This window comes from Scardovia inopinata JCM 12537 (assembly GCF_001042695.1).
GTDB classification, from domain to species: Bacteria; Actinomycetota; Actinomycetes; order Actinomycetales; family Bifidobacteriaceae; genus Scardovia; species Scardovia inopinata.
Genome location: NZ_AP012334.1, coordinates 837,701 through 850,133 on the forward strand (window position 1 = coordinate 837,701; position 12,433 = coordinate 850,133).

The 12,433-nt window shown below is 50.2% G+C and carries 11 protein-coding genes and 4 tRNA genes; 13 read left to right on the forward strand and 2 right to left on the reverse strand.

The window, feature by feature from the left end; translation table 11 throughout:
* The first annotated feature begins 217 nt into the window (after positions 1 to 217).
* Together hrcA and dnaJ are read left to right on the forward strand one after the other, a co-directional pair.
* Complete coding sequence (gene hrcA / locus SCIP_RS03390; RefSeq protein WP_006293116.1) at positions 218 to 1,381, forward strand: heat-inducible transcriptional repressor HrcA; 1,164 nt, start codon at positions 218 to 220, stop codon at positions 1,379 to 1,381.
* Positions 1,382 to 1,495: 114 nt separating this feature from the next.
* Entirely contained in the window at positions 1,496 to 2,644 is a 1,149-nt protein-coding gene (dnaJ, locus tag SCIP_RS03395) for a molecular chaperone DnaJ (RefSeq protein ID WP_006293117.1), read from the forward strand.
* A 49-nt stretch (positions 2,645 to 2,693) separates the two neighbouring features.
* On the opposite strand, the gene SCIP_RS03400 is transcribed toward dnaJ, so the two are convergent.
* Positions 2,694 to 3,512, reverse strand: coding sequence for a fructosamine kinase family protein (locus tag SCIP_RS03400; RefSeq protein ID WP_006293118.1), 819 nt, complete (start codon positions 3,510 to 3,512; stop codon positions 2,694 to 2,696).
* A gap of 92 nt (positions 3,513 to 3,604) precedes the next feature.
* Positions 3,605 to 4,525 (reverse strand): PAC2 family protein, encoded by a 921-nt coding sequence (locus SCIP_RS03405; protein ID WP_006293119.1) that lies wholly within the window; start codon positions 4,523 to 4,525, stop codon positions 3,605 to 3,607.
* Positions 4,526 to 4,721: 196 nt separating this feature from the next.
* Here SCIP_RS03405 and SCIP_RS03410 point away from each other — a divergent pair.
* The 11 genes from SCIP_RS03410 (at position 4,722) to ruvA (ending at position 12,433) form a co-directional block, all read left to right on the forward strand.
* Positions 4,722 to 4,794: transfer RNA gene (locus tag SCIP_RS03410), tRNA-Gly, on the forward strand.
* Between the two features lie 26 nt (positions 4,795 to 4,820).
* Positions 4,821 to 4,891: transfer RNA gene (locus SCIP_RS03415), tRNA-Cys, on the forward strand.
* A gap of 13 nt (positions 4,892 to 4,904) precedes the next feature.
* Positions 4,905 to 4,977, forward strand: a tRNA-Val gene (locus tag SCIP_RS03420).
* A 57-nt stretch (positions 4,978 to 5,034) separates the two neighbouring features.
* A tRNA-Val gene (locus SCIP_RS03425) sits at positions 5,035 to 5,107 on the forward strand.
* A gap of 156 nt (positions 5,108 to 5,263) precedes the next feature.
* A complete protein-coding gene (gene thrS, locus SCIP_RS03430) occupies positions 5,264 to 7,321 on the forward strand; it encodes a threonine--tRNA ligase (protein ID WP_006293120.1) in 2,058 nt (685 codons plus the stop codon).
* 63 nt (positions 7,322 to 7,384) lie between these two features.
* Positions 7,385 to 8,041, forward strand: a complete 657-nt coding sequence (pgsA, locus tag SCIP_RS03435; protein ID WP_006293121.1) for a phosphatidylinositol phosphate synthase — start codon at positions 7,385 to 7,387, stop codon at positions 8,039 to 8,041.
* A 12-nt stretch (positions 8,042 to 8,053) separates the two neighbouring features.
* Complete coding sequence (locus SCIP_RS03440) at positions 8,054 to 8,995, forward strand: phosphatidylinositol mannoside acyltransferase (RefSeq protein ID WP_006293122.1); 942 nt, start codon at positions 8,054 to 8,056, stop codon at positions 8,993 to 8,995.
* A 151-nt stretch (positions 8,996 to 9,146) separates the two neighbouring features.
* Positions 9,147 to 10,361, forward strand: a complete 1,215-nt coding sequence (locus SCIP_RS03445; protein WP_006293123.1) for a glycosyltransferase family 4 protein — start codon at positions 9,147 to 9,149, stop codon at positions 10,359 to 10,361.
* Between the two features lie 59 nt (positions 10,362 to 10,420).
* Positions 10,421 to 11,179, forward strand: a complete 759-nt coding sequence (locus SCIP_RS03450) for a YebC/PmpR family DNA-binding transcriptional regulator (RefSeq protein WP_006293124.1) — start codon at positions 10,421 to 10,423, stop codon at positions 11,177 to 11,179.
* A gap of 3 nt (positions 11,180 to 11,182) precedes the next feature.
* Positions 11,183 to 11,761: a crossover junction endodeoxyribonuclease RuvC gene (ruvC, locus tag SCIP_RS03455; RefSeq protein ID WP_006293125.1), complete on the forward strand. Its 579-nt coding sequence runs from the start codon at positions 11,183 to 11,185 to the stop codon at positions 11,759 to 11,761.
* Positions 11,762 to 11,803: 42 nt separating this feature from the next.
* A complete protein-coding gene (gene ruvA, locus SCIP_RS03460; protein ID WP_006293126.1) occupies positions 11,804 to 12,433 on the forward strand; it encodes a Holliday junction branch migration protein RuvA in 630 nt (209 codons plus the stop codon).

Consider the following 12,433-nt stretch of genomic DNA (forward strand, 5'->3'; position numbering starts at 1 on the left):
CGTTCCATGCCTGTGACCCTTCAATACTATAAGCGATTACAGACCATTTCAAGGGGTAGTGTTGGCTTTCTTTTTTCGTTGGGAGCAAGAAAAGAAGGAGAAAATTAGCAGTCGTAAGCAAGGAGTGCTAGAACTAAAGGAGAAACTACATGTGGTTCATTAATGAATCATCGAATGAGCCATCGAATGAATCATCGCGAGGCAGAAAGGATCTTATATGGCCCAAGAAAGGCGGATGAAAATTCTGCAGGCTGTGGTGGAGGACTATATCCGCACCCAGGAGCCAGTCAGTTCTTCCGGCGTTGCCTCCCGCCACCATATTGCCGTCAGCTCTGCCACTGTTCGTAATGACATGGCAAGTCTGGAAGATGAAGGCTACCTGATCAAACCTCATACCTCAGCCGGCCGCATCCCCTCAGAGAAAGGGTACCGGTATTTTGTTGACCAGCTTTCTACCATTGTTCCCCTGTCCCGTCCGCAGAGGAGGGCAATCGAAGACTTTCTTAAGGGGTCTGTCAGCATAGATGATGTTCTCCACCGGTCAGCCCGTCTGCTAGCTCAGATTACTGGCCAAGTAGCCGTTGTTGCCACTCCAGCCATTACCCGGTCCAGCCTTCGCCGATGTGAGTTTATCCGCCTGGGAACAGATACTATATTGACTGTTATCATCACCGATACCGGAGGAGTAGAACAGAGAACCCTAACTAGTTCATTGGCTCGCCGGGATGATTTTCTTTCCTGTTTGACTCAGGTGGTGAACTCATACTGCTGTAATCTCTCCCTGAGACACTCCGCTCAGGCTCTTCAGGTCCACCAGCAGATTATTCTGCGTGACTGCCTGCAGGCTATGGATCCGAAAGACCCTGCAGACATCCGCCGACTGTCCGCCGCAGTCAGGGACTGCATTTCTCACCTTGTTTCTATTTTTGAGGATCTGGCGCATGATAGCGAATCCTATTCCTTGTATACCACAGGAGCGGCTCAGCTGGCGCATGAAAGACACAGTCAGGTGGAAAATATTGCTTCCCTTTTAGACGCGCTGGAAGAGCAGATTGTCATTATGCATCTGATGGATAATCTGGCTGCCGCAGCCCAGGAATCCGGGGGCACGGGAGTGGGAGTTGCCATTGGGTCGGAAACGCATTCGCCTGAGTTGCTGCATACGGCTATTGTGACAGCAGGCTACGGGCTTGCTCACCCTGACTCTGATTCTCTGAACCCGGATTATCCTTCTGCTTCCGATCAGGATAAGATCGACGAGCATGACTCCATTGCCTTTGTCGGCTCGATTGGTCCTACTCATATGGATTACCGCATGACCATGTCGGCTGTTCAGGCTGTGGCCCAGTATTTAACCCGCTACCTCACCGACAGGAGCTGAGACTGTGCACAAGCAGTGAGGGAGTGCCGGCAGGCGGGCAAACACACAGGTAGACAGGTAAGAACATAGGGTCCTTGTGGCACAATAGGGCAAATACATTTGAGGAGTTTTACAGTGACAGATTATTACAAGGTTTTGGGGGTAGATCGTTCTGCCAGCCAGGATGAGATTAAGAAGGCATATCGCAAGATGAGCCGCAAGTATCATCCTGACATTGCCGGTCAGGAGTTTGAAGAGAAATTCAAAGAGGTTAATACGGCTTACGAAGTTCTGTCTGATACAGACAAACGGCAGATGTATGATCAAGGGGTTGACCCTCTGAATCCTCAGACAGGCTATTCTTCTTCTGCCGGAGGATTCGATGACATGTCCGACATTTTCAGCACCTTCTTTGGGGGAGCTTTTGGATCTGCGGGTTCTTCAGGCCCTATACCTAGAACTCAGCCAGGTCGGGATTCCCTGACATCTGTTGCTATTGACCTGGAGAAAGCTGTCTTTGGCGGTGTTCAGAATGTCGATATTCGCACCTGGTCTGTTTGCCCGGACTGTTCAGGATCCGGAACTGCCGACGGGGCTGAGCCGGTGACATGTCCCCAGTGTCATGGGAGCGGAAACGTCCAGACTGTCCGACGGACCCTCCTGGGACAGATGGTTTCTACTCAACCGTGTGATCGCTGCCAGGGGCATGGAACAATCATTGAAAATCCTTGCCATACATGTAACGGCCACGGACGTGTTCGCATTCAGAGGACTGTAGGGGTCAATATTCCCGCTGGAGTGAAAGATGAGACCCGCCTGCGTCTGTCTGGCCAAGGGGAAGTGGGAGAAGGCGGCGGCCCTGCCGGAGACTTGTATGTTGATATCAGTATTAAGCCCGATAAACGCTTTACCCGCCGTGATGATGACCTGCATTGCTGGATTACTGTCCCTATGACTTGGGCTGTTCTGGGTCATGAAACCAGTATTGATACTTTTGATGGGCCTCAAACTGTTCACATTCCTGCAGGATCTCAACAGGAATCAACCATTTCCCTAGACAATCTAGGAGTCACTAATCTGAAAGATTCCGGTAAAAGAGGAAAAATCATCGTTCACTTAATGATTTCCATTCCCAACGGCCTGGACTCCGCCCAGAAGAAATTGATGGAGGACTTTGCCCGTAAACAGAAAGACGACGATTATAGTCCCAGCCAGTCTTCACAGCCCCGGGGAAAAGAGCAAAAAGGTTTCTTTGACAGATTGCGGCACGCTTTTTCCGCCTAAAAAATATAAAGATATTTTATGTAAAAATTCTATCGTAGAGAATCGTAATCTATCTGAGCAAAGACCGGCACATTGCCCTGTACTGACTGACATACCCACCGCCAAAGAAAACGCAATGGCCGGCAATGGGGTAGAGCTGCCAGAGAGTAACCCGATCCGCATACCCCTTTTTCAAGGGGTGAATGCTGTGGTACCCATCCAGAATATTGTCCATATAGCTCATACCAAAAAGCTGGAGCATAGCCAGGTCTTCTTCCCTGTGCCCTCCGTGAGCGGCTGGATCAATTAAGACTGCCTGCGAGTCCTCGAGCGGTGAGCCGTCAGCACCCGTTCTGGTCCACATAACATTGCCGCTCCACAAATCCCCGTGAACCCTGGCTGCCTTATCGTCAGCGGCTGGTCCCAACAAATCAGGCAGGGCTTCTATCAGCTCTTGGGTCAAATCCATATCCGACTGGTTAAGTATTCCTCTTTGCATTCCCAGCCGAACCATGGGGTAAAGTCTGCCCTGACTCAGGTAGGTAACAGGGTCAGTCCAAGTTCCCGTGTCCATGGGGACAGGGTCCTGCAAAGGACCGAAGTAACAGGTTCCCTGATAGTCGTCGGGCGGGCAGCCAAAGCAGGAAGCGCCACTGTCATGGAGGTGGGCAAGGCTGCGGCCAAAAGCATAGGCCCCACTGGCCGTGGGAGAAGCAGGGTTGATTCGCTCAATATCAAGATAATCTTTTCCCCAGGAATCTACCGATACGACCCTGGGTCCCCCCTGAGCCTGGGCCTGAGCCAGCCACAAAAGGCCTTTTGCCTCACACTCAAAGAAACCGTCGGGTGCAAATCCCCGTGATTTACGGTGCAGAGCAAACTGACTCATCTTAACCTCCTGAGATAGTGATAATGCTCAGCACTGCCGGCACGGAGCATCCTTTGTTGTCTCTTTCTATTATGCACCACCAATATCCCAGATCAGGAAAAACCAGGATTAGACCCGCTATCAGGTACTGAGCCGGGGGAGGGGCTGTCGGGGGAATCCAGAGACTTCAGAAAGTTTTCCGTTTCTCTGATCAGTTGATTGGACAGAGCTGGGGGAAGAACTGTTTCTTCTGTTTCTTCCGTATCCGCTATCTTCTCCAGACGATGAACGTAATGATTCAGATCATCATTGTAAACCAGAAGGGTATCTGCCGATTGTTTCCACTGCCTGGATCTCTGAGGCAGATTTCCCAGAGGAAGATCTGTTCCCAGATGATGCGACAGGGCTTTTACCAATGTCAGAATTGCATAGGGACAGTCATCTGCCCCGGCATATTGGGGGACGGAAACCCACAGACTTTCAGTCCTGTATCCGCTTTCTGCTGCGGTGAAATCAAGAATAGAAGGAATTCCCACAGGACCGCTGTAGGTAGTTGAAGGATCTGGTGGGAAAGCGGAGTCCTGCTCGCTGATAGGAAGGGGACGGGTATGGGGAACATCGTTGAACATAGATCCTAAGGTGATGATTTCGTCAATCTCGTAATCATCAGCTATGCTCAGTGACTGGCGGGCAAAATCCATCCATCGAAAATTGGGCTCCGGCCCAACTTCTAAGAGCAAAGTCAGATTGTCACTGACATCTACAGTAGAAAAAGTAACTTCAGGCCAGATGATCTGTCTGCGGCCGTCCACTGTGCACATAAGAGGCCGGGTATATTGATAATCGTAATATGTGGAGCAGCAGATATGATCTACTTCCTGGACCGTCACTTCCAGAGCCTGAAGGAGGTGCCGGACGGTTCCTGAAGCCGCCTGACCGGCGTCATTCCATCCCTCGAAAGCTGCCACCAGCACGGTCCGGTGCTGGGATAAGCCGTGTCCCTTCTGGCGCAGGGGCTGCTGGGAATCTACCATAAAAATCCTTTGTAAAAGTGGATAAAAGGTGGTGCTGGTATCAGATTAGCTCATGCAGCCTGACTACTTTTTCTTCTCAGCCCAAAGCGTGAAAGTCAGGAGCGTGAAAGAGTCCTGCGGGAACACGCCGCGACTTGCGCATGTAGGGTGGACCCGTTATATTTATCTCTTGTGTTCTGATGAACAAATGCAGAATGCGGGCATAGCTTAGTTGGTAAAGCGCGACCTTGCCAAGGTCGAGACCGCGGGTCCGAGTCCCGTTGCCCGCTCGAGGTCTAGTAGAATTGACCGATGCGGTGGGTTAGCCAAGCGGTTAGGCAGCGGCCTGCAAAGCCGTATAGGCGAGTTCGACTCTCGTGCCCACCTCTGAAAAATTCCTGGGCGATTGGCGCAGCGGCTAGCGCGCTTCCCTGACACGGAAGAGGTCACAGGTTCGATTCCTGTATCGCCCACTCTCTAGTGAATCATCTCTAGATCATCTCTAGTGAATGAATAATAAATAAAATACCGGGCGATTGGCGCAGCGGCTAGCGCGCTTCCTTCACACGGAAGAGGCCATAGGTTCGATTCCTATATCGCCCACAAAAGCCCTGTATTCGTTGTATGTTTTATTGTCTTTTATTGTCTTGGTGGTTTTCTTAATTTTTTCCTTGTCCCTATCCCACCATAATCTACTAAAGTCATATAAGTCCATGATCCGCACCAGTAACGCGGTATCCTGAAAGTAAAGGACATGCGATGTCAGAAGCATCTTCTCTTATCCCTATAACTGTCAACGGAGAACATAGGGAGGTGGAACCTACAGTCACCGGCGTTCAGCTTTTTGACAGTGATAAAAGCGTTATTGCCGTCCGGCTTAATGGTCAGCCCCGTGATCTCTACACTCCTCTGAAGGCCGGCGATTTTGTTGAATCGATTGATATCAACAGCAAGGATGGACTGGCGATTATGCGCCATTCAGCTACCCATGTCATGGCCCAGGCTGTTCAGGAGATTTATCCCCAGGCTAAGCTGGGTATTGGTCCAGTCATTGAAGATGGATTTTATTACGATTTCGATGTAGACAAGCCCTTTACCCCGGAAGATATGAAGGAAATTGAGAAGCGGATGCAACGCATTATCAAGTCCAGCCAAAGCTTCCGCCGTCGGATTGTGACTGAAGACCAGGCTCGTCAGGAAGAAGCTGACCAGCCGTACAAGCTGGAACTGATTGACAGTGCTGAAGAAGCAATTGACCAGGGCAAGGATACCGAAGTTTCCCAGGGACAGTTAACTATGTACGATAACTGTGACCGGGAGGGAACTGTAGTCTGGACTGATCTTTGTCATGGACCTCATCTGCCTAATACCCGCTATATTAAAGCCTTTAAACTCCAGAGAACTGCCGGAGCTTACTGGAGGGGAAGCGAAAAAAATCCTATGCTCCAGCGTATTTATGGCACTGCCTGGGCATCCAAAGAGGATTTGAAAGCATACCTTCAGCGCCTGGAAGAAGCGGCTAAAAGAGATCACCGCAAGCTTGGGGCCGAGATGGATCTTTTCTCTTTCCCCGATGAGATTGGTCCTGGTCTGGCAGTCTTCCATCCCAAGGGGGCTGCCGTTATTAACGCTATGAAAGAATACTCCCGGATTGAGCACAGGAAGAATCATTATTCTTTCGTGCAGACGCCTCATATTACCAAGGGCGGCCTGTATGAGACTTCCGGCCATCTCCAGTGGTACAAGGATGGCATGTATCCTCCCATGCATTTGGATGAGGAGAAAGATGCCAATGGAAAAGTCATTCGCGAGGGATTTGACTACTACCTCAAGCCAATGAACTGCCCCATGCATAATCTTATCTTTAAGTCCCGGCAGCGTTCTTACCGGGAATTGCCTCTGAGGCTCTTTGAGTTTGGTACGGTCTATCGCTATGAAAAGTCCGGTGTTGTTCACGGTCTTACCCGGGTGAGGGGTCTGACCCAGGACGATTCCCATATTTATTGCACTAGAGAGCAGATGAAAGGTGAGCTTACCAGCCTCCTGTCCTTTGTTCTTAAGCTCTTAAAAGACTTTGGATTGAACGATTTTTATCTCGAACTGTCCACCAAGGATGAACACAAGTATGTAGGTTCTGATGAAATCTGGGAAGAAGCAACCAGGACTTTGGCAGAAGTTGCCAGGGATTCTGGTCTGGACCTCGTTGATGATCCTGGCGGGGCCGCCTTCTACGGACCCAAGATTTCTGTTCAAGCCAGGGATGCTCTGGGCCGCACCTGGCAGCTGTCAACGATTCAGCTTGATTTCAATCTTCCCGAGCGCTTTGGATTGGAATATATTGCTGCTGACGGGACCCGCCAACGTCCGGTTATGATTCACCGGGCTCTCTTCGGTGCTATTGAGCGTTTCTTCGCTATTTTGCTGGAACATTACGCAGGTGCCTTCCCCGCCTGGCTGGCCCCCGTCCAGGTTCTGGGCGTACCTGTTTCTGAGGCAAACAGTGATTACCTGAAAGAGATTCTTGACCGGTTGGATGAATCCCTGGTCCGGTGCGAAATGGATGCTTCTGATGATCGTTTTGGCAAGAAGATCCGCAATGCATCCAAGTCCAAAACGCCGTTCATCCTCATCGTTGGTGATGATGATCAGGCCAGGGGAGCTGTCAGCTTCCGTTTCCGCGATGGCAGCCAGCTCAATGGAGTTGCTGTTGACAATGCATTAGCATGGATTAATCAGGCAATAACCTCACATCAGCAGATCAATTCGGCAGCTGATTTTTGCTCGGCCACTGACGCCAGTTTGTCTGAAGAAAACTAGTCTGAGCAGAATCTGCTCAGAGCTGACTGCAGCTGGAAAGATTAGGAAAGACCAGGTAAGGGAATGTTTGAAAAACTCCGAGGTCCTTGGAAGAAAATGATTAAGCCTGTTGCTCAAGCTTTAGTTACTATGGGCTTTACTGCCAATATGGTAACTGTAGTCGGGGCAGTGGGGACAACCATTTTTGCCATTCTCACAGGTTTAACCGGCTGGCTTTTTGCTGGTGCAGTCCTGATGACCATTATGGTCGTGTTTGATTCCCTGGATGGTTCCGTTGCCGCCTTGAGCGGCGGCGGAACCGCTTTCGGTGCTTTCCTTGATTCTTCTCTGGATCGGGTAGCTGACTGGGCTGTTCTCATGGGGGTTATAATTTACCTGGTCCGCCTGAAGAATTTCTGGACTTTCTGGCCTCAGCTGGGCTTTTGGTCGGCCCTCTTGGCCATGATGACTTCCTTTGTTACCTCCTATGTTCGGGCCCGGGCTCAGGCCATTGGCCTGGATGCCAAGAATGGGATTGCCACCAGATCTGACCGTCTGATAATTATCCTAGTCGGGCTGGCTCTGACTGGTTTGGGATTGCCGGTTGCCGTTCTCTCCTGCTTTATAGCAGCCCTGGCCCTGCTGGGTCTCATTACAGTTTGGCAGAGATTATCCACTGTTCACCGCCAGGCCCGGCAGGCTGGTCTGACCCGGCCTGAAGGACCAGGCTCAGCGGTATAGACAGGAATACAGGTGCAGGATAAGTTTCTGGTTTTTATAGCCCGCCATTCCCGTTTTCTTCCTTTGTGTCTGGTCAGGGCGGTTTTTGCCCTCATAGCCTGGACGGTTTGGTTCCTGCATCTGCCGTCTATCCGTCAGTTGGAGAAGAATCTGAGCAGGGTTCAGCAATCTGCTCACAAACCGTCAGATTATAAAAGTCTGCGTCGCCTGTCTTTGGCAGGTATGCAGTCTTACTGTGCTTATTTTGCCGAAGCCATGACCCTTCCGTCCCGGTCTGCCAGCCAGATTGATGCCAGTATGAGGATTGCGGGCCCTTATGCACATGAGCTCATGAGACAGAGGACAATGTCGGCTATTCCCGGTGCTCTGGGCCATATGGGCAACTGGGACTATGCAGCCCTCTGGTCGAAAAATCATGTGACCCCCGTGACCACCGTCGCAGAAAAGCTGAAAAACAAAGATCTTCTCTCTACCTTTATCGCTATCCGCCAGCAGCTGGGAATCACGCTTTTTACTACAGGAGATACTCATATCTTGCATAAGTTGGAAGAAATTATGCAAGAAAAGCATGTATTGGTTCCCCTTCTGGCGGATCGGGATTTAAGTCACCATGGCCTTTTTGTCTCTTTCTGCAACTCCACTATCAGGGTTGCCCAGGGGCCGGCAGCTTTGGCTTACGATCTTAACCTGCCCTTATACGTTATTGCTATCTACAGGGAACGTCTTAAAGGACACAGACGAAAGAAGGCAGGCAGTTCATACGGATATGTACTCGATATCTGTGGTTGTATAGAGCCTCAATCCTGGAAGAAATTGGACAGAGAAGGGGCTCTTCAGTCCATAAGTCAGGAGTGGATTAGCTGCCTAGAATCAGCCATTCAGGCTCATCCTCAGGACTGGCACATGTTACAGCCTCTTTTCCTGGAAGATCTGGACCAATCACGCCTGCACTAAGTATTGCACTAATTAAGTACACTAATTACTAATTATCTGTAAGGCGCCGGGAATGATTCTGCCCGGTTTTGCCTTGTTTCCTGCCTTATTTTAGTCCGGGTCCTGCAGGCCTGTTTTAATAAGAGCAAAGGAAGCGTTAAAAGGACTAGGCGTGACTGTTACCACTAATAGCTTGTCTCATGAAGAGCTGTCTCTTGTAGAAGAAATCCCTGACAGCCAGCCGCTGACCATAGGGATTATCTGCCCCTATTCGTTTGAAACCCCAGGAGGAGTTCAGGCTCATATTAAGGATTTTGCTCAGGAGCTGATTACGCGCGGGCATTCAGTCTCTGTTTTGGCACCCGGCCGCCGAACTAAGGATATGCCTTTGTGGGTCCAAACAACCAACACATCGTTTGCCGTACCCTACAACGGGTCGGTGGCTCACATTTCGTACTTTGGTTTTGTGGGGAATATGGTTCGGCGGTGGGTCCGGCAGGGGCAGTTCGATATTCTTCATGTTCATGAGCCAGAGATTCCCAGTCTCTCTCATAAAATCTTTACGGCAGGTTTCCACCATCCTCCCGTTGTGGCAACTTTTCATACCTCTTTTGAGGAATATCCCCTGACCCTGAAAGTTTTCGAAAAGTATCTTAACCGTTATTTGATAAGCATCAGTCAGGCTATTTTTGTCTCTGACAGCGCTCAAGATATAGCCCGCCATTATCTGAATTCATCCATTAGGCAAAGTGTGATTCCCAATGGGATCCACACTTCATTTTTTCGGCAGGCCCGACCCAAGGAAGACTGGCAAGGTACGTCGGTGGCCCCTACTATTGGTTTCCTGGGGCGCATAGGGGAGGAAAGAAAAGGATTTCCCGTTTTCTGCTGTGCAATCCCGAGCATTCTGGCTGCTTTTCCCCAAGCTCGTTTTCTCTGTGCCGGGGATGGGGAAGGGGAGGGAAAGAAGATTATCCACTCTCTGGCTGACAGCACAGATCAGGACCTGGAAGATCGGGTAACTTTTTTGGGGAGGATTAGCGATGAAGATAAGGCTCGCTTTTATAAGAGTCTGTCAGTGTATGTGGCTCCTCAGACAGGAGGAGAAAGTTTTGGCATAGTGCTGGCTGAGGCCATGGCAGCTGGCTGTCCTGTCGTTGCCTCGGATTTGCAGGCTTTCGTTGATGTTTCTCAGCATGGTGCCTGCGCTGATCTCTTTGCCGCGGGTCAGGCAGAGAGCCTTTCCGATGCTGTCTGTTCCCTTTTGTCTCAGCCGAATAAAGCCCTTAAATTAAGCAAAGCAGGACTGACCCGGGCTCAGGATTTTGACTGGAAGACTGTCACCGATGATATCCTGCAGATTTACCGCCGCATTCTTGATGTCTGAGCGGAAACATAGAATTACTACGTTTAGTTATTGAATGGCACGATACCGTCAGGAGAAACATGTCAGGACATTCCAAGTGGGCAACGACCAAAAATAAGAAGGCTGCCATCGACGCCAAGCGCGGCAAATTGTTCGCTAAACTTATTAAGAATATCGAGATTGCTGCAAGGACTGGCGGCGCAGACCCCAATGGGAACCCCACGCTCTACGATGCCATCGTTAAGGCTAAAAAGAGCTCTGTTCCTGCCGATAACATTACTCGAGCCGTTAAGCGCGGTTCCGGAGAAGAAGCAGGCGGTGCCAATTACGAAGAAATTGTTTACGAGGGCTATGCGCCGGGGGGTGTTGGCCTGATCGTTCAGTGCCTGACTGATAACCGTAACCGGGCAGCCGCAGATGTGCGCTCCACCTTGTCAAAGAATGGGGGTTCTCTGGCTGAAAATGGTTCTGTCAGCTTTAATTTTGAGCGTAAAGGGCAGATCATCGTTCCTGCTGATTCTGCTGACTATGACAGCCTTTTTGAAAAAGCTGCCGAAGCTGGAGCAGAAGATGTGGAAGAAAATGGAGACTCCTATATTATTACTACTGCTCCTTCCGACCTGGTAACTGTTCGTAAAGCTTTGCAGGATGAAGGGGTCGACTATGATTCAGCAGAAACTTCTCTGGTTCCTCTGAATGAAATTGAACTGGATCTGGAAGCTGCTCGCAAGGTTAACCGTCTGATTGATGCCTTGGATGATTTGGATGATGTTCAAAACATTTATGCTAACTGGACTGCGTCCGATCAGGTCCTTCAACAACTTGAGGATGACGAGTGAGTCATGATAATTTGTGGAGTTGATCCCGGACTGACAAGGTGCGGGATTGGCTTTATCGAAGCCGGGGCATCGCACCGGCTTTCTTTTATTCATGTGGATCTGGTCCGCAGCTCTCCCCACGATCCCCAGGATGCCCGTCTCTTGGCCATTTTTAACGGGCTTAGTCGGCAACTGGATACCTATTTACCTGATGTTGTATCCATTGAACGTGTGTTTGCTCAGGAAAATAGAAATACTGTTTTGGGCACAGCCCAGGCGGCTGGTCTGGCTATGGTCGCGGCTGCCCAGAGGGGAATTCCGGTGGCCCTGCATACCCCTACTGAGGCTAAGTTGGCTGTAACCGGCAATGGAAAAGCAAATAAGGCCCAGGTCCAAACAATGGTAGCCAAGATTTTGTCTCTGAATGCCCTTCCTTCTCCTCCTGATGCTGCAGACTCTCTGGCTTTGGCAATTTGTCATGCGCTGAGGCCGGAAGGGGCCATTCAGGGAGGAGAAAGAGAAGAACACTTGACACAGGCTCAAAAACAATGGGCTGACGCTGCTCGCAAAGCCCAGTCCAGCCGTGTCCATCGAGATATGTAGAATATCGAACATGCGTTCGAATAAATTATTGGGGAGGGCAGCATGATTGCCAGTCTGGAAGGTGATATCCTTTCCATAGAGCCCGATGGGATTGTCATTGATGTCAATGGCGTCGGTTTCAGCGTTCGCATGTCTGCCAGAGATACGGCTCAGTTGCATGCTGGGAGCCATGAAAGGATTATCACCCTGATGACTGTTTCTCGGGATGCACTTTCCCTGTATGGTTTTCTTAATCCCTCCTCCAAAAAACTTTTTATCCAGCTGCAGAAGGTGAGCGGAATAGGTCCCAGAGTGGCCATGGCCATTCTGTCTACTCTGTCTGCAGAGGAGCTGGCCACAGCAATCAGAGATAATGATGTGACTGCTCTCACCAGGGCTCCTGGCTTAGGCAGGAAGGGAGCACAGAAAATCATCCTGGAGTTGCACGGGACTATTGATTTTACCAACCTGGATCCTGATCAGGAGCAGGCTGCCGGTCACGATACAGAAAAACAGGATCACAATATGCGCCAGGTTATTCTTGGTTTAGTGTCTTTGGGCTGGCAGCAGAGGGACGCCTTTGGAGCGACAAAGGAGGCTATGAAGCAACTTAGTTTAGGAGAACCTTTGGATGCCCAGGATGTTCCCCGAGTATTACGGACCGCTTTGAGTGACTTGGACAGGGGACGGTAA